Below are 17291 nucleotides of genomic sequence, written 5' to 3' on the forward strand. Positions count from 1 at the left end.
GTTTTTGTACATTAAGAACCCCCTCTATACGAGGGGGTGTTCTTATATTTCAATACCAGTTTGGATCGCTGCCACTGCTAATGGGTAAGGGTCTATACCGTTTGCCCTGTACCCCTCTAATATCGTGTCATAATACTTTGCACTCGGTGCTTGCACTGACCTTACAGCTGTATTCATAATATACACTAACGCTTTTATCTCTATGTTATCGCTCTTATCCCCAACTACTATTGTATTGTCATTTATGTTTTCTAACTTTACCTTTATCTCTTCTTTTCGATATAATCCCCTCGCTACTCCCTCATAACGGTCTAAACGCTTTTCATCTTCCTCCGTAATCGCCCACACTACCACAGGAACCTCTTTACCCTTAGCTGGAACTATGTTCGCATAATACCTAAACTCAAGTTCGTAATTTTCTATCTTGCCAGTCCCCACTACTACACTATTCGGACATCTGTTTGCCATTTGAACTAGATTCATATTTGAACCGTAAGCTGCATATAATCTATACTTACTCATGTTTAAACACCTCTTTAGCAATATTTTTATTTATTTACACTCGTACTAATTCATCTTTTCATCAATAAAATCTGTATAAATTTAATTTTTAAAGCCTCCCTTATCCCATTAGAAGATATGGCTGTAATCCTCTACCATCTCATTGGTTACTTTATTCTTGTATGCCGAATTGCCTTCTATGTGCTTTAATAAGTGATACCTCATTGTCTTAAATTCATCTCCTATCCCACCCATTTTTAATAACCAGACTCGAAATGTGTATTTAGGATTGTTTGTTACCGTTACCTTATAACTTGCTTTTTTCTGATTTAATGACTGTGCTACGATTAATAACACTAATTGTATAAACGCCTTGATTTTACCTGCATGCAATGTTCCATTAAAAATACGAAATTCCACCGCATTGTATTTACCCCTCAATAAATTATGAAGATTTAATACTTGATATCTCGAATGGTGATATCTATTGTTCCTAGCATCTCTACTTGTCGATGCATCGCCATACCATATGTCAGCAAACTCTTCTAACGTTTTAGGCTTAACTTTGTTTAACTTACGAATGAAATCTTCTGTCAAATCACTGCAATACCTTTTCCTTATGTGATTTACTCTTAATGCTGCACTTAATAAATTTTGCTTCGAATATATGATGTTGCATAAGATTCTTAAACTGTTTGCCGTAAACTTGTCTGAACCAACATGAATATGTAGTCCTGTACTCTCATTTACTTTTGCTTGACCACGCTCCCTTAAATCTCTGATTAAACACTGCAACAACTCTATATCGCTGTAATTCAATATCGGACTCACTAACTCACATTTGTATTCATCTGTACCAATATCTACTTTTCTACCTATCAACATTTCTGGTGTTATTGAAGAATCCCTGACTATTTTCCATACTCGATCACAATTGTCGCGAATCTCATACACATCATAAGTACCCCCTCTATATTTGGGAATCGTATCAAAAAATTCTGCCACTAAATTTGCTGCTATCCTCCTCGTCACCCTCGTAAACTCTACCTCCACCCCAAAAGTTAACGACCTCGGATTCACTACCATCTAATCAAAACCTCCACCTAGTTTTATTGCTCAACTTATATAAACTAGGTCTCGGTTTTACTCTTAAAATTGACTCTTCTCATACCTTTTTGAAAAATTTTTGAGGAGTTTTTCAGGATTGTCGAGGTTGGAGTTTACCTGTTGATTAAAATAATCAAATTATGCAGGGTGCTCGGTTTGCTCGGTTTGTTCTGGCTGTTCTTCATGAAACCTAGTTGAACTAAATCAGGTGCTCGAAACATTCGATTAAAGAATGAAAAGTATAATGAATATCATTTGTCTTCTGTAGTTGATTACGTTTCGATTGTTTATTTCTGTCTGTGTTCGCTCAACTTTGCTTTAATCATGGTCTTTCTCTCACTTTATATGAACAATTTCAACTTCCTTCTCTTGAACTTGATTTTTCTCTTGAATTTGTTTTTATTTGTCTTGCAAAAATTTCTTACCCCATAAACGAATACATCTAAATAAAGAACTATCTGCTGTTACTTCCTGTTTCTGATCAGCTACCTCTTATTTTTGCTGATTTATAAACCACACACCTAAAATTTATCACCATTAAAAAATTAACTCCTAAATTTATTTACTGTTTTTATGAACAAAAAAAAAAAGTCCCCATAAAAGGGGATTTTTAGCTGTTCAATTATACTACCTGAATCCGTGACAGAAGTGTATCAAAAATGCTGGGAAACCCAATCGTGTCGAGACTTCGACTCCATTTCGAATGTTCACCTATTAGGTGAAGAACCCCGAGTGCAATATTTTGTTGATTGATCCAGTTTTCTTGGCAGCTTTGAACGCGTCTTTATCACGGATTCAGGATACTACTCCTTCACCTAAACTTAATAACCAAGCAATTAAGTTACCCAACTCACCCATTACTAGATATAATAAACAAATCGATAAAATAATATAAGTTAAAGCTCTTCTCTTAAAATAAGTAAGATATGCATTCTTATAACGACCTGTATTATCCGCCAAAGAACTTTCTACTTCCTTAATTACTGCTTCAGCATCAGATGAAATAAACTTCACTCTTCCACTCTTCTCTGAACGATTATCAAGTATTGCTTCTCGCGCAATAGGTAACCCAATAAACACTAAATCTATTACCGTAGAACCAATTAGTAAAATTGAAATAATTACTGCACCTATACCAAAGATTACCTGTATTACAGGTATAATAGGCTTTACCCATCTCATTGCCGTATATACATCAGCTTTCGCAGTATCCATAAGCAATGGAACTAACAATTTGGATACTTCCTCATTGGCTGTCGACATGGTGTTTATTATATTTTGTTGTGTCTGTAGAGAAACCGGAGAATTTTGTAACGCATCCACGAAAATACCTAAAGCCTTTTTACGTGACTTGTCTGTGGCATCATCAAAATTTTTGCTGTTAAACTTAATTACCCCATTTGCTTCATCATAAACCAGTATCCTTTTATCAGAACTTTCATTCCCTGATGTTAACTTAAATTCAACTTTTAAATACTCCCCATCTGTTCCCATTTTTGACCAAACTTTTTTCATACCTGCTTTATCCGAAGGAGGGATTTCTATATATTTTACTTCATCCATACCGTTCGCAAACGCACTTATCGAACCTAAACATAACGAGAACAATAAAACTAACATCATTATAAAAGGTGCTCTTTTCTTCATTATTTTCACCTCTTATAGTCTTATTTTAAAACTAATTTCTAAATTCCACTTAACCTTGTAAGTATCCAACTTCCCAATTTCATACCTAAATCTGTGAAGATTGTCGTACTTAATAACACTACACATACCCCGAACATGAATAAAAAGTACACACGCTTCTTTAGATAATTTATAATCATTACTTTAGGTTTATCAGGCTCTCGCTGGATACCTCCCATCATCCCTGCTCCATAACCCGTCATACCCATGACATCACTCTGCGGTGCTGCTATGACTTGTGGCTGAGAACTATTCTGAGCACCTACTACTGCTAATGCTTCATCCGATATCCATCTACCGATCGAAGAACTGTTGCTAGGATTTAATAAATTTCTTAACGGTGGAACCGCAATGTATAAAAGGTCAAGACCAGTAATGAAAAACATTCCTAATGATGCAACCCCTAATATTAACGCTACTATTAAATTTACTAACTCTACTATCGGTGACATGTACATCGATGCGGTGTCGGCTGCTTCCTTATCTACTCCTACACCATCAAATAATGTTTCTATAACTGCAGTTTCCTCTTGTTTAGAATCCTCTATCCCGTTAAAAGATTCTGCATGTGCACCACTAGCAAACATCACTACTAGGAAAAGCAATAACAAACCTAATACAGCAAATCTCTTTTCTCATTGCTATACATCTCCTTTTTTATTTTTTTTTGTATGAAAAACTTTGCAATACCCGTTTCGTTTTAAAAAGCCACCTCGCAGTACGGAAAGAGAGAAAGTTTACTGCGAGGTGATAAATGTGTTTAAAGGAGGTGATGAACGAATATGAAAGGATTTAACAACTTTCACTTACTATAAGTTCACTCTCCCATCAGATGTTGAAATTCATTAAATCTCTTTACTTTTTTAAAATTTTTCTGTCATCTTTATAAGTGAATAATGAGATGCACAAATGATTGTGTTAGAGGATTTATCGGGAAAAATAAAAAAGTGTAGTACCCCACACTTAACATGGGGGCTACACTCCATTTATTCGATCTGTACCAGTAAAATCGTTATTTTTAATACTTAATCCGAATTTATCAACGAAATAAAAAAGTGTTCTTTTGATAAACTCTCTTCAACCTTAGTAGGGTGTTTGGTCTGTTCGGTAAATTTAATTATGTAGTTTTAATGGAACCTAAAATTTATCACCTTTGATTTTTTAACTCGCCTTTTTATTCCGTTTTTCTAAACAAATAAAAAGAGAGGTCTTTAAAACCTCTCCTTTTTATTAACAATTAGCGATTATTTTATTTATACCGGTAAATTAAAGTGGAACCTCTTCTTTTCATATCTGCCCTAATTTTCTTTTCCCAATGTGCCTTCTTCCTTTCGGCTAAATCTCTAATAGCATAATACAAAACTTTTAAGGATTCAAACTCTGGTCTATTTTTAAACGGTCCAGCTAACATAGCCACTATACGAGCAGCAGCGAATACGTCTTCATGTGACCAACCTCTAAAATAATTATCTAAATATTTCGGACTCCTATTTGGTAACTTCTCTGCAAGTTCTAATATTCCTTCAATATCATCCACTGTTAATAAACCTGAATTACTAGCTATAAGTTTAAAATATTCTTTATCCCAATCGACTCCCTCTGATAAATCTCTACCATCATCGTAAAGAGTACGAACAGGGATCTTATTACCAGTCGCCATCGCTCTTAAAACCCTTACCTTTCTTATATCAAGGTCACCATCAGGTGTTACAAAACCGTTCTCTTTCATGAAGTTTACTATTAACTCCGCATCTTCCGGATAATTATAACGCATTGAGTCAGAACTTACACGCATTCCTAACGCATGCATGTAACTTCTAACATCTGGAAAGGCTAAACAAATTCTCTTCGTATTTATACCCATAATAAGTTACCCCCTAATAGTTTCTTTTTCCTTTACTTTGCGCTGTCTCTTAACTTCTAAACCTTTTACATACACACCGTCATGCTTTAACGTGTAAATGTATTCTACATTAATATGATAGCGTTCCCATAAACCATCTGCTCCATACAACTTTGCAACACTTACTATGTCTGCATTTAATACCTGAAAACTATTAACTACCATCTCTACAGGTATCGACAAACCCGTACGCTGTGCAAAATGACGGTTAGCTTCAATTCGATTATTTATTAACTCTTGATACACTTGCTCAATCGATTTGTTACCAGTAAAAACTTTCTTTAACTCAATACCCAAACCTGCTGGATACCCGTCACAACTTACGAAAAAACCTTTCCCCTCACAACGACCATCAATGACAATTGCTCTAGTACTCATGAATACAACCTCCACTCTTTATTTTTTTTTGATTTAATAAGATTGATGCTTATTAAATCTTACCTAATATAAAAAATGTCTGTGTTACACTCTTGAAAATAAAATTTATCTGCCACAATCTAACCTTCTAACCTACGGTAAAATTCATCTTCAAATGAATTGAATGACACCTTATAACCTAACTGTCGCTCTACCAAACGCCATTCTTCCTTCAATCTCGCTTTTCTGCTCGCAATCTGTCTCTTGCTTAACTCTCCATCACAAGAGAGATTCTCTGGTTGCATCGCATAGTAAATCCTGCTGAACGCTTCGAAAAAATACGGTGGTAACAATGCGTAATCCTTCTTCGGTAATGGTTTTAGTTTCTTCTCGAATTGCACCTCCTCTCCTTTTAGTGTTTTGCTGTTGGTCTGGACTTGACAATGAACTTTCATCGTCTTTCTAATGTCCTATCTACTATGTTTAAAATCCATCAAATTATCTTGAAATTGACTCTTCTCAAAGCATATTTTGAAATTTTTCATACACAAAATGAAAAATGTCTCCGCCAATCCTCTCTAAAAGCGAACTTTATTTGAGGTGAAAAATAAAAAGATGTCATACCCCATAGTCAGAGAGAGATACGACACCTTTAATTGATTGTTTAATACCTAATCATGCTGCATCCTAAAAGCAAATCACACATTTTAAACAAAATAACCTAATTACTAACTTCTTTACGATCCTTTATAAGTTGATTTATTACGAAGTAACTAACGAATTTTTTATACTTTATTGTCTTCAACACCATTAAATACTCTAGAACCGTATCCTAAACTCCTGTTTTCTTTTACTTGTCCATATCCATTAATAAGCTAATCTGATTTGTATTGTAGTACATTTATGATCTACAATTTCTACTGATCCACCACGAAGAATCGTGTCAAAAAATTTATCTGGCTCCTCAAAGAAATACATGTTTAGGTTGGCTGATTTCATGTATCTCGATGGTAACTTTATGTTCATGTTTACTTCTACATATACTAAACTCCAAGAATCATCTGGTTTTATTAACGCTATTAACGCTCGATTACTTATCCCATCACTCAAAAACTTCATCTGTATTAAACTACCAATCACCCTTAATAATGAAACCTCATCTACCTCTCTCATTAGCTTTACTGCAAAGATGCCAAAACCACCAAGTACCCCTACATTAGTAAAATACCTTATCTCTCTTGTCCACTCGCAACATAAACGATTGCCAACTTGCGTCTTAAAGTACAAGGCTCCGACCGTTACAGATGATAACTCTTCCATCGATAGTTTAGACTTAATCATTCTGCCTAAATGCTCATCTGGATACGGTCGAAGTATCGAACTAACAACAGAATAAGCAATAGATGCCCAATTTTCTTCTCTATACGGTGACTTCGATTTGCTTATCAATTCTTCAAAGCTCAAAGGTTTTAAATTACCCCTGATAACATGAATATCTTGAGGCGGTCTATACGTCTCTATCGTATTTAAGAACATACGGTATCACCACCCGTTAAATGAATAGATTCTGCTGATCTAATTCTTTGAACACTCTTGCTACCTGTGATTCGATAGATAGCTTATAACCATCTACCTCTGCAAACTCACCATTCAAAAATCTAGTTATTAATTCTTTTTCCGCCTCATACTTCTTATCTTCACTATTTAAAATGTAAAGCAAGTGCGCTAATTTCGTTTTGTCTGCCTTTTCAAACATGCTGCTGACCATAAAATGAGATAAATTACCCAAAAGGATTAACTCCTCCTCACACTCTGTTAGTAACATGAACTTATGTTTTTCAGGATGTGGCAGAAACTTGGCAATCCCTGGTATAAAGAAATCTAAATTCTGATGATCATGTCCCGTGTTTACCCTAAACTGAACCATCGCAGAATCTACTTCCCCGCGCAAAATAAGATCAACCGTATCCTTTCCAATTTTCTCTAATAATTTCTTGTTTGCGTAACTTACAAAAACCTCTACTGCATTAATCGAACTTATATTAAATTCTTTTTTTGTCCTCTCATAATTAAATTTTGTTTTAATTAAGAAACGCATTTTCTCCTTTGCTTGACTTTGCTTTAACCAAGCAAGAGATTTTACATAACTTACAATCTCCATTAACGCATTCAATTTCCGCAATTCTAACTCCCTTGTCTCTTCATCAATGTCGTTTTTATTTAAGTTAGATTGCGTTACCTTAACAGCTTCTTCAATCATCTTTAAAGTCTTCATTACCCCTCTCTCCTTTCACTACTTTTATCCAAAGTTTCTAAATCAGATTCAATAGCAAGAAGAACTATATCGAACTCAATCTGACTGCTGTTATATAAACGAAATGCCTCTTTTGTAGTCGAAAATGCCTCGTCATCATGCTCTAAAATCCCACGTAGTATTACCCTCTTTACCTCGTCTTCTTGCCCATATTTAGCACTCGTTCTATCATGGTTCGCTTGAAAGATTAAAAACTTCTCCTCTGGAGATAAATCTACTTTTGCTGTCAAATCTGATAAGATGTCTATTAGATACATTGGGTTCCTTAAACCGAAAGCACCCCCTCCATGCTTTTGAGTACAAAATGCTAACAAATCCACTAAATATGACCTTTTAATGTTCCTAAGACCAGAACTGATACGGAACTGCTCCATTGCCCCTTTCAATTCCTCATGAGAACTACTATTTACAATCGAATCAATAGTGCTCTCTCCTACTTTCCTTTCTATTTCAGCATTAAACCTGTTATTAGAAGCCCTTACTGCATCTTTAGACATGTTTAAAGGTTCCTTTAACCTACCTGCCCATAAATTGTATTTCTTCGTTAAATCATCGCTAGGCTCATGCCAGAGCAAATAATTTTCGATGTAATAAAATACTTCTGTTAACGCTTTTAGCTTGCTCAATTCTAGTTCTCTTACCTCTTCACTTAATTCACTCGAATTAAGCCTGCCTTGCACCTTTTTTAACGCTGCACCTAATTTCTTCCATAACATCATCATCTGCACCAACTCCTTTCTTAGCAAATTACAAAACTCTAAATAGCTAAATAATTTAATCCCATTAAAACAACTAAAATAATACTTCTTTTCACCTCTTTTATAGGAATTGATGGAATTTAGGAAAAATAAGTGACTTATTCTTCGGATTTGATTTGTTTTTACTCCTGCAAAAATTCCGTAAACCTAGTGATAAGCAAATTTAAGAAAAAATGAAAGATAGACCAAACCTTTTCCTCAACAAAATCCTCAGAATTAAATCCTAAGTACTGTATTTTATCTGCACCGCATACTCTTGAAATTCGAACCTTCTCCATTCAAAATTCAAATTATTTCTTAATCGAATATTTAAGACTGCTGCTAATAATTAAGCGCAGTCTTATACAAGCCTAAATATCGAAAGAAATTATGTATTTGTGCTTATAAAATGAATTAAGTAAAGCTAAATCAACGTTTTTAAACGTTTACGTTCCATCTCAACTCCATACGGTTATGAAAAGTTAGAATAGATGAGAAAATCCACTAAAATCAAAAGACTGTTCAAGCATTTTCTATTAAAAGGGGATAATTTAGCATAATAGAGGTTTTTTTATATTTTTAGGGGAACTCTCGCTTTTTGAAGGATTATCGGTGACATAGACGCACTCTCGTTTTATAAAAATGTCTGGAGTTTTATAAAATTCGTCTCCTCCCTGTTCAGTTTTTTATAAAAATGTCGCATCTTATATAAAACTTGTTCCCTCCTTGTTCGGTTTTTTATAAAAATCTCTCCACTTTTATAAAATTTGTCACTCGACTGTTCAGTTTTTTATAAAAATGTCTTCCCTTTTATAAAACTTACTCTCTCCCAGTTCGGTTTTTTATAAAAATCTCTTCCTTTTTATAAAACCTACTCTCCCACAGTTCGATTTTTTATAAAAATGTCTGAACCGTTATAAAACATTCTGCTCGGCTGTTCGATTTTTTATAAAAATATCCGGCTTTTTATAATTCGTTTGACTGCCTCACGGTCCCTGAAACAAAAATAACTCTGCCAGTAAAAAGTCGTACCCCCATAGCGAGGGGGAATCGCTTACTATTTACCAGTAGAGCTATCACGTACTTTTATATACACTTTGTGGAGTTTTTACTGAAAGTCGATTTTTATTAACCAAATTTATACTTTTTATCATACAAAATCTGTACTTTTAAACATCAATATTCACTCGGCAACATGAACGTATAGTATTTCATACCATCTTGTTCTTCATACACCGCCCAAACAACTTCATCAAACAAAACCTTTTCTATCACCATTAGCAACCTTCCGTTCCCATCTTCTACTATTGTCAAATCACCTTCTGTTCTTTTAAACACTAAAAAATCTTCCCTGCCCATGAAGTTTCGAATTACAAGCGATATTACTAAATCCCAATCGTAACATCCTAACTCTTTTATACCAACCGTTTGAAAGATTTTTACCAAGACGACCCCTCCTCCCTTAAAGTGTTTGATATGTTACCTCGTTAATGACACCAAAGCAACTTTTATTACGAAAAAATGACTTTTTACTTTCTAAACGAGATAAAATATACGACTGCCGATCCTTAACTGTCAAAATTTTTAATCCATACCCCAAACAATAAAGCGAGGTTCCAGATTTACCAATCTGCACCTCGCTTTGCGTTCACCGCTACTCGATTTACCCAATTACTAAATTTACCCATAATATACTCCCTTAACTAATTACTTTTTACACTTAACCATCAGAATACCTTTTACACAACCACTTCTTGTCTACTTAACCTTTAACTAGCTTTTACCTTTTTAGCTTTATTTGCTAAATGACCTACACCAAGCGATGATAAAGTCTCCTGAATCTTTTGCTTAATTAGCTTACGAAAGATAGTTGCATGTTCTTTATTTTCATCCTTGTGTACTATTTCTAAGTTCTCAGGTCGATTATCATCATTGTCTAGATTTCTATGATTAATTTCATAATCAGAATACTCACCCAAAGCTAACTCTATCGCATATTGCCCGAAATATAACGCTGCTATAATTTGATGGTTTTTATAAGCAATTTTTCTATATCTTAAATTGTTTTTAGGATATAAAATCCCTTTAAAGGACTTGTCACTTAAAGTCTGCTTATTTTCCATTAACCACTTTCCAGAAGATGTTAAAAATCTCTTACCGTCATAAACCATCTTCTCTTCACCAGTGAGATATTTTGTTAAAAAGATTCTATCGCCCTTTACCCCATATTTGTAAACTTTATTGTTATAATGATACACTTCACCCGTTTTCCGATTCACAAAGATGCTATACTCATCTAATGTAGTATGATGGATGCCATCAAATACCTTTACCTTGTTTTTACGCATCACACCTGCTCCTATTTGCTTGTCATCCCAATAAGGCTTTATCTCTACATCATTACTATCCTCATCAACAATAGGAACCCACTTTTTCCAATGTTTTTCTACTTCTTCATCAGTAAACGAAACATCTACGACATACAATTCACCTGTTTTGGCACAAATAACCTGATATTTCATTTCTATGCACTCCTCTCTAATTTTTTGTGCTACGCCCAACAACGATTTTCGTAATGAGCCATTAAAACTTCTAACTGTGACTCGGATAACTTACGGTCTTGTTCCCACATTACCATTACAATCTCTTTGATTTTATCTTTTAGACCTAATGCCTTTACTAAAGTTTCATTTTCTAGAATTGCCTTTAATAAATCACCAAAATTAAACTCATCTTTCAGTTTTGCTAAACGGTTTATAGCTGCTTTGTTATTCATTAACGCTTGTCTGATTACATTGCGAATATTTACACCTTTTTCTATTGCAATTAATTCCTCTAACTCTTCAAACTCTCTTACAGCTCTATCCATATCAAGGTCTATATCGTCTATTAAACTATCAACATCTAACCCCAATTTTTCATCAGCTATATACTCTAGACTAATTCCTTTATAACCACTTTCAAGTTCCTCTTCACCAATCAGTAAACAGATTTCTTTTTTCCTAGATAACATCATTTTTGTATTACGCTCACAACTGTAAGCAAAGGCTCCTAAACTGTTTTCCTCAGGTAAATTACCCCTACGAGTATTTAATTGACGAAGATAAAATACACCTGCCCATTCACGCTCTCTACTAGTTGTCGGTGTTCCTACTTCTAACATCACCTCAAACATCTCTTGGCTCGTAGGGTTTATCGAAAATGTTAACATTTCTCTCTACCTCCAATCTTTAATCAAATATTTTCACATAGTTATAAAACGTATGTTGCTGAATTCTTAACTCCTCAGCTATCTCTCTAACCGTCTTTTCCCCTGCTTTATACTTTAAGAAAGCTTCGTAAAACCCCTCTGGATAACCACTGCTAGGTCTGCCTGTTCTTTTCGACTTGCGGAAACGTTCCTCTTCTACCAACTTATCATTGAATTTCATTGCCTTTTCTAAAATCTCCAACCCCTCTTTAGAAGTAAATGACTCTTCATCATACGTCTTATTTAAAATCTCCAACTCAACGCCTTTCTTTCTTAAAGACTTTACAAACTCGCAAACCTCATATAACGAATTGCAAATATTACCTAAACTACTGATGACTAATGTGTCGCCACTTCTTAATTGACCCATCATCTTTTCATACTGCTTTAAATCCGTGAATCCATTCGGTGCTACCAAGTCGACATACAATTTATCTGGTAACGCTACACCTTCAAAGTTTAATAACTCTTGATACTTTTTAGCCCTGATATAACCTACTCGCTTGCCCATTGTTATGAACCCCCTCACTTTTAAAATCCAACTGCTGCTCCTAACCCAATTAGCATACTGCACATCGCCATTAAGCTGATACACGATGCGATCCTCGATACTCGCGAAGAATCTGAATCAAAAAAAGTATGCAATAACGGTATTGCTACGAATATTGACACCGCTGTTATGAAATAGAACATTGCCGATAGGAAATTTGCCATTGCTAACAGCCTCCTATTCTTTTTTTAATTTTTTACTCTTTTAGTATTTATTACCTATACGTTGTTTGAAGTATAGCATGACGTTACAAACGTAGGCAATACTTTTGTAAAAGTTTTTATTAATTTTATAGAAATTTTTTTATCCCCTTAAAACCCTTGATAATACTGACTTTTAAAGGCGACCCCCTAAACCAAACGAGAGCCATTTTTTGACCGATTTTGAGCGAGAAAATTTCATTCGAAGGGTTGAATAGCCCCCAAACACTAAAAAACGATTTTGGGCGATTTTTGAACCAGAGGTTTTATTTTTTAAAAGAGTTGAAATAAAAATACCCCTACAAGCGATGATATTATCCCTCTAGTGTAGACAGTTGGGAAAATGCCCATACTGTCAGTAAAAACACTGGAGGGATTTGTTTATGTTCGAGACCAAGCAAACACCGAAAGGGAAGACCACTTATTCCGTGGAGTTTAAATGGAGGGCTGTCCAGATGTACATCGAAGAAGGATGGGGATATAAGCGGATATGCCAAGAGTTAGGGATTCCCTGCACGAAAACGATCAGACTTTGGGTAAAACGTTACCATGAACATGGTCTAAAAGGGCTCGAAGAACGGCGCGGGACATCCAAGTCTCCATTCAAGGGAAGGCCTCGAAAAAAAGAGTGCAGTTTAGAGGAAGAGAATCGAAGACTGAAAGCAGAGAATGATTATTTAAAAAAGTTACGAGAGCTGGCAAGGAGGTGAAACCGAAAGAGCGGTTCTCGATCATTCAGGAGTTATCCAACACCTATCCGATTGCCTGGCTATGCCAACTGGCCGGTGTGTCAAGAAGTGGATACTATCGATGGATGAACCAGCAGGGAATCGTCACAGAGAAGCAAAAGGAAAATGAACAAATCAAACAAATGATCCTCGAATGCCATCAAAAGGTCAATGGGATCTATGGATACTACCGCGTGAAAGCATGGATAAAACGAAATTATGGGAAGACCGTGAATCATAAGCGAGTGTACCGACTGATGAAAGAGTTGGGGGTTCAGGCCAAAATCCGTCGAAAAAAGCCGAAGTATAAAGCGGGAAAGGAGAATATCGTAGCGTCGAACGTGTTAAACCGTGATTTTGTGGCCACTGCAGCCAACCAAAAATGGGTGACGGATATTACCTATGTGCCATTTCAAGGAACCTATTTGTATCTGTCTGCTATTAAAGATCTGTACAACAATGAAATCATTGCGTATCGCATCAGTCGTTCGAATGACTTAAAATTGGTGATCGAAACTGTCAAGGATGCCATCAAAAAACGGGATGCGCGAGGAGTCCTTCTCCATAGCGATCAAGGCTCCCAGTACACATCCCGCCAGTACCATCAACTGCTGAAGGCTCATCATATCATTCCTAGTATGTCCAGAAGAGGAAACTGTTTAGACAATGCCTGCATGGAAAATTTTTTCGGGCATTTGAAATCGGAAATGGTGGACCTTCCCACCTTTGAAACGGAAGAGGAAATGATCGAGGCGATCGATCAGTACATGTATTTTTATAATTATGAACGGTGCCAGAAAAAACTAGACTACCTCAGCCCAGTGGAATACCGAATTGCCCAAGCAGCCTAGCAGACGAACGGCTGAGAATGTCTCCTTCTTCAGCTTGCCAACGATGAAGTGGAATGAAGGAGACGTTGTCAAGTGCTTTCCTTGACAACGTTTCCTCATTCCACTATCCTAACAAGCAGCTGAAGAAGGTGGGTATTTTTCACACTGTCTACTTGACAGGGATATGTTCACGATTGTAAGGGGGCTTTTGAACGAGATTTTTTCATTTTAAGGGGTTGATACCGGAATACGACTAAAAACGATTGTAGGCGATTTTTGAAAGAAATAATGATAAAAAACTTGGACTTAAAACTGATTAAAAAGCCAAAAGATGCATCTATCTTTCTTTTACTCTCAAATTTCTCTCATTGTCGCTACTAGAATACAGAAATAATAATAATAAAAAAAGTCCCTTCCGAACGGTAGGGATTTAATTCAATGCTAATAATTGCTCCATCTCTTTTAACAATTTCTCTGCACCCTCACGACTTAAAATGATTTTACCGTCTGCCAACTTGAAATTGTCATTAGATACTTCTCCCGTTACCATGCAAGCCATGTCTGGTTTGTATTTTTGTAGAACGATACAATCTTCGTCTAAAAAGATTTCCAACGAATCTTTGATGTTAATATCAAGTGTACGACGTAATTCCATAGGTATTACAATACGACCAAGCTGATCTAATTTACGAACAATACCTGTTGCTTTCATTTACACACCTCCAATTTATCTTATTTTTGAAATAAATTTTACAATTTTCTTGATAAACAAACAATATTTATATTTTGATAAACAAACAATATTTATATTTTATGGAAAATAGTTATCAGATGTTTCGCCCTAGTTTGTGGTGCGTAGGTTTTTAAATTCCGCCCTTGGGCATAGTTGTTCCAGAACCCCCACAACAAAAACACGATGCTTTACTTGTTTTTACTAGTTTGAACGTCTCTACTCTTCCCTTTTTATCATAAGTCGACTATTATCTGCATATTTCGACAAACAAAAGAAGGGACACTGTTCTTCTACACAGTACCCCCACACTACACCTATTCAACGAACTCCTCCTCTACCAAATATGAAGATACCTCGAAATTGCACCAGATGTACTCCTTCTCCTTTTTACCTTTGCCAGAACTCGGTACAAGTACCTCACCCATGAAATACCGATGGAACCCATTCGCTTCAAGTCGCTCATAGATAGCATTTTTATAACCGCTTATAATAACCTTGTTCTTAGTGGTAAGTACCATATCAACTAACTTCTCATGGTCAGCGACCGTGAATTTATCGATGTAGCCTGTCGTTTCTTTTGTCTCTTTTGGCTCTTCTGGCTCTTTCATCTTTTTTCTCCTTCTTGTCTTTTTTCCTTCACCTTTTTCATCTGTCGTGATATATGGAGGATCTAGATACACTAACACATCTGATCGATCCTTATACATGTTGAAGGGTACCTGATAATCTCCACAAATCAACTGTACTTCACTGTAGACCTCGTCTAAAAAATAGAACTTCTCCAAAGACTTGATCGGAATACCCCTATCTGCTTTTTCTTTACAAAACGTCTGCCTGTCTGCCGCCCTACTGTACTGCGCTACAATATATGTCAATGCTCCTGAACGAATAAAATCCGTGTTCTTATCTCTCCTCTCGTCATTCGCCTTGTTAAACGAATCCTCATCATTATACTCATCTGCCAATATCACTATGTGATTGATTAACTCGTCAATGGTGTACGCATTCTGCAAACAACGAAAGAAGTTTACTACACCTAAATCTATCTCATTCGCAATCTTGAACTCTAGCTCTTTCACAATGTCAAGGTGCAAAAATAATCTGTTTCCACCTGCAAAAAGGTCACTGATGCCGACTATCCCAAACTCTTCATGTGCAAATTCAATAATTCTGCAAATACGATCAATGATTTGAGATTTCCCTCCCAATGTTGGGAGGGGATCTACTATTTTTCTACCGTAAAGAACCATGTCATTACCCCCTAGGCAAGAAATTGAACTGATATGCCGAAATCTCTACCTTCTCTGCTACTGTGATGTTCTTACTCAATCTCGGTCTGTCTTTACCACCAATGTCGTCTAGATCTCCCTCGATTACACCTCTCTTTATAAGCTCCTCAATGATTTCTCTATACAACTTGTCATCTTTAACACCAATCCAATTTCTCAATATCCCTGCTCGAATCGCTACTGGATGGCGATAACCTTTATAATTCTTTTTGTGGTCTAATATCGCACCATAACTGTCCTCACTGTCAAATTCATCACTCGTCTTAGTAGGGAATCGCCAAGCATTGTTTTCTATCTCCCTCTCAATCTTTGATATAATCTCGTCTATATTAACCCAATATGGTAAAGGACTTGCTGCTTTCTTAAATTCGTACATGTCTTCCACTTCTTCGATAGGTACCCCATCTTCATCGATTACATCGGATATGAATAAACTTACCGCAACTAAATAACTCTGTTCGATTTTACCTATACGCCCAAGCTTCCGCAAATTGTCTTGCATTAAACGCTTGTCCTCCAAATCTTCTTTCATGATCACTACCGATTGCACGATGTTCTTCGGGTTCTTTGCCTTGCTTGTGAATCTTACAGCATAATAATAGTTACCATCTTCTGAACTCTGTCCCCATAACAAGTCTATCTCCCAATTTTTGTTAAATTCTTCCGATACACGTTTTGACACATAAGTCGATGGTAAGATTAAACCTTTACCTTGATTTGCGTTAATTACACATTTTACCATATTTTTTTACCCCCAACGTATAGATTTTTTAAGTTTTAACACTTACATTGGGCATCTCTTGAAAAAAGTCTTGATTTTCATCTCTATACCTGAAGAAAATAAAAATATCTTAAAAAATTTTTTCTATTTGTTACGAATATTTTCTATGTCTTGCACCATTTTTGCTATGTACTGCATTCTGCTTTCTTTGTCTTGCATTTCAAATTTCTATGTCCTGCTCTTCATGTTATAGTCCTGTGACCGACTTTTAAAATGACTTCATCTCAATGCCATTGATTAATCATCTAACAATCTGCATGGGTAGGGTGCGCGGTTTGCTCGGTTTGCTCGGTTTGAACCTATTGTCTGGGATTGATCGAATTGA

18 protein-coding genes are annotated in these 17291 nt (G+C 35.8%); 2 read left to right on the top strand and 16 right to left on the bottom strand.

Features of this window, described 5'->3' with window-relative positions:
- Nucleotides 1–42: 42 nt before the first annotated feature.
- From ACTVIM_RS14310 to ACTVIM_RS14370, 13 genes are all read right to left on the bottom strand, one after another.
- The gene (locus ACTVIM_RS14310) at nucleotides 43–522 is read right to left on the bottom strand and encodes a gamma-glutamylcyclotransferase family protein (protein WP_064213516.1); all 480 of its coding nucleotides are present in this window, start codon (nucleotides 520–522) and stop codon (nucleotides 43–45) included.
- Between the two features lie 108 nt (nucleotides 523–630).
- Nucleotides 631–1587, bottom strand: a complete 957-nt coding sequence (locus tag ACTVIM_RS14315) for an amidoligase family protein (RefSeq protein ID WP_445612975.1) — start codon at nucleotides 1585–1587, stop codon at nucleotides 631–633.
- An 816-nt stretch (nucleotides 1588–2403) separates the two neighbouring features.
- Nucleotides 2404–3255, bottom strand: coding sequence for a hypothetical protein (locus ACTVIM_RS14320; protein ID WP_445612976.1), 852 nt, complete (start codon nucleotides 3253–3255; stop codon nucleotides 2404–2406).
- 38 nt (nucleotides 3256–3293) lie between these two features.
- Nucleotides 3294–3899, bottom strand: a complete 606-nt coding sequence (locus tag ACTVIM_RS14325) for a hypothetical protein (protein ID WP_445612977.1) — start codon at nucleotides 3897–3899, stop codon at nucleotides 3294–3296.
- Between the two features lie 644 nt (nucleotides 3900–4543).
- A complete protein-coding gene (locus tag ACTVIM_RS14330) occupies nucleotides 4544–5158 on the bottom strand; it encodes a hypothetical protein (RefSeq protein WP_445612978.1) in 615 nt (204 codons plus the stop codon).
- A 6-nt stretch (nucleotides 5159–5164) separates the two neighbouring features.
- The gene (locus ACTVIM_RS14335; protein WP_445612979.1) at nucleotides 5165–5575 is read right to left on the bottom strand and encodes a hypothetical protein; all 411 of its coding nucleotides are present in this window, start codon (nucleotides 5573–5575) and stop codon (nucleotides 5165–5167) included.
- An 846-nt stretch (nucleotides 5576–6421) separates the two neighbouring features.
- Nucleotides 6422–7090, bottom strand: coding sequence for a hypothetical protein (locus ACTVIM_RS14340; protein WP_445612980.1), 669 nt, complete (start codon nucleotides 7088–7090; stop codon nucleotides 6422–6424).
- A 16-nt stretch (nucleotides 7091–7106) separates the two neighbouring features.
- Nucleotides 7107–7829 carry a hypothetical protein gene (locus ACTVIM_RS14345; protein ID WP_445612981.1) on the bottom strand — a complete coding sequence of 241 codons (723 nt, stop codon included), beginning with the start codon at nucleotides 7827–7829 and terminating at the stop codon, nucleotides 7107–7109.
- Complete coding sequence (locus ACTVIM_RS14350; RefSeq protein WP_445612982.1) at nucleotides 7829–8590, bottom strand: hypothetical protein; 762 nt, start codon at nucleotides 8588–8590, stop codon at nucleotides 7829–7831. Before ACTVIM_RS14350 ends, ACTVIM_RS14345 begins: the two co-directional genes overlap by 1 nt.
- 1191 nt (nucleotides 8591–9781) lie before the next feature.
- Nucleotides 9782–10051: a hypothetical protein gene (locus ACTVIM_RS14355; protein ID WP_033026138.1), complete on the bottom strand. Its 270-nt coding sequence runs from the start codon at nucleotides 10049–10051 to the stop codon at nucleotides 9782–9784.
- A gap of 323 nt (nucleotides 10052–10374) precedes the next feature.
- Nucleotides 10375–11127 (bottom strand): hypothetical protein, encoded by a 753-nt coding sequence (locus ACTVIM_RS14360; RefSeq protein WP_445612983.1) that lies wholly within the window; start codon nucleotides 11125–11127, stop codon nucleotides 10375–10377.
- Between the two features lie 29 nt (nucleotides 11128–11156).
- Nucleotides 11157–11816 carry a hypothetical protein gene (locus ACTVIM_RS14365; protein WP_445612984.1) on the bottom strand — a complete coding sequence of 220 codons (660 nt, stop codon included), beginning with the start codon at nucleotides 11814–11816 and terminating at the stop codon, nucleotides 11157–11159.
- A 19-nt stretch (nucleotides 11817–11835) separates the two neighbouring features.
- Nucleotides 11836–12366 (bottom strand): recombinase family protein, encoded by a 531-nt coding sequence (locus tag ACTVIM_RS14370; RefSeq protein WP_042382392.1) that lies wholly within the window; start codon nucleotides 12364–12366, stop codon nucleotides 11836–11838.
- Nucleotides 12367–13060: 694 nt separating this feature from the next.
- Between ACTVIM_RS14370 and ACTVIM_RS14375 the strand changes: the two genes are divergently transcribed.
- Nucleotides 13061–13315: a helix-turn-helix domain-containing protein gene (locus ACTVIM_RS14375; RefSeq protein ID WP_108430427.1), complete on the top strand. Its 255-nt coding sequence runs from the start codon at nucleotides 13061–13063 to the stop codon at nucleotides 13313–13315.
- Complete coding sequence (locus tag ACTVIM_RS14380; protein ID WP_011231374.1) at nucleotides 13312–14184, top strand: IS3 family transposase; 873 nt, start codon at nucleotides 13312–13314, stop codon at nucleotides 14182–14184. The genes ACTVIM_RS14375 and ACTVIM_RS14380 overlap by 4 nt, the downstream gene beginning before the upstream one ends.
- A 409-nt stretch (nucleotides 14185–14593) precedes the next feature.
- Here the strand turns inward: ACTVIM_RS14380 and ACTVIM_RS14385 are convergent, their stop codons facing one another.
- The 3 genes from ACTVIM_RS14385 to ACTVIM_RS14395 form a co-directional block, all read right to left on the bottom strand.
- Complete coding sequence (locus ACTVIM_RS14385; protein WP_445612985.1) at nucleotides 14594–14875, bottom strand: AbrB/MazE/SpoVT family DNA-binding domain-containing protein; 282 nt, start codon at nucleotides 14873–14875, stop codon at nucleotides 14594–14596.
- A 335-nt stretch (nucleotides 14876–15210) separates the two neighbouring features.
- Entirely contained in the window at nucleotides 15211–16146 is a 936-nt protein-coding gene (locus tag ACTVIM_RS14390) for a DNA adenine methylase (protein WP_445612986.1), read from the bottom strand.
- Nucleotides 16147–16150: 4 nt separating this feature from the next.
- The gene (locus tag ACTVIM_RS14395) at nucleotides 16151–16927 is read right to left on the bottom strand and encodes a hypothetical protein (RefSeq protein WP_089113834.1); all 777 of its coding nucleotides are present in this window, start codon (nucleotides 16925–16927) and stop codon (nucleotides 16151–16153) included.
- Between the last annotated feature and the right edge of the window lie 364 nt (nucleotides 16928–17291).

The sequence above is a fragment of the Geobacillus sp. YF-1 genome (genome assembly GCF_052692335.1).

Coding starts and splice junctions, on each gene's coding strand:
- ACTVIM_RS14310 (WP_064213516.1), bottom strand. CDS start 522: ATGAGTAAGTATAGATTATATGCAGCTTACGGTTCAAATATGAATCTA.
- ACTVIM_RS14315 (WP_445612975.1), bottom strand. CDS start 1,587: ATGGTAGTGAATCCGAGGTCGTTAACTTTTGGGGTGGAGGTAGAGTTT.
- ACTVIM_RS14320 (WP_445612976.1), bottom strand. CDS start 3,255: ATGAAGAAAAGAGCACCTTTTATAATGATGTTAGTTTTATTGTTCTCG.
- ACTVIM_RS14330 (WP_445612978.1), bottom strand. CDS start 5,158: ATGGGTATAAATACGAAGAGAATTTGTTTAGCCTTTCCAGATGTTAGA.
- ACTVIM_RS14335 (WP_445612979.1), bottom strand. CDS start 5,575: ATGAGTACTAGAGCAATTGTCATTGATGGTCGTTGTGAGGGGAAAGGT.
- ACTVIM_RS14340 (WP_445612980.1), bottom strand. CDS start 7,090: ATGTTCTTAAATACGATAGAGACGTATAGACCGCCTCAAGATATTCAT.
- ACTVIM_RS14345 (WP_445612981.1), bottom strand. CDS start 7,829: ATGAAGACTTTAAAGATGATTGAAGAAGCTGTTAAGGTAACGCAATCT.
- ACTVIM_RS14350 (WP_445612982.1), bottom strand. CDS start 8,590: ATGATGATGTTATGGAAGAAATTAGGTGCAGCGTTAAAAAAGGTGCAA.
- ACTVIM_RS14360 (WP_445612983.1), bottom strand. CDS start 11,127: ATGAAATATCAGGTTATTTGTGCCAAAACAGGTGAATTGTATGTCGTA.
- ACTVIM_RS14365 (WP_445612984.1), bottom strand. CDS start 11,816: ATGTTAACATTTTCGATAAACCCTACGAGCCAAGAGATGTTTGAGGTG.
- ACTVIM_RS14370 (WP_042382392.1), bottom strand. CDS start 12,366: ATGGGCAAGCGAGTAGGTTATATCAGGGCTAAAAAGTATCAAGAGTTA.
- ACTVIM_RS14375 (WP_108430427.1), top strand. CDS start 13,061: ATGTACATCGAAGAAGGATGGGGATATAAGCGGATATGCCAAGAGTTA.
- ACTVIM_RS14385 (WP_445612985.1), bottom strand. CDS start 14,875: ATGAAAGCAACAGGTATTGTTCGTAAATTAGATCAGCTTGGTCGTATT.
- ACTVIM_RS14390 (WP_445612986.1), bottom strand. CDS start 16,146: ATGGTTCTTTACGGTAGAAAAATAGTAGATCCCCTCCCAACATTGGGA.
- ACTVIM_RS14395 (WP_089113834.1), bottom strand. CDS start 16,927: ATGGTAAAATGTGTAATTAACGCAAATCAAGGTAAAGGTTTAATCTTA.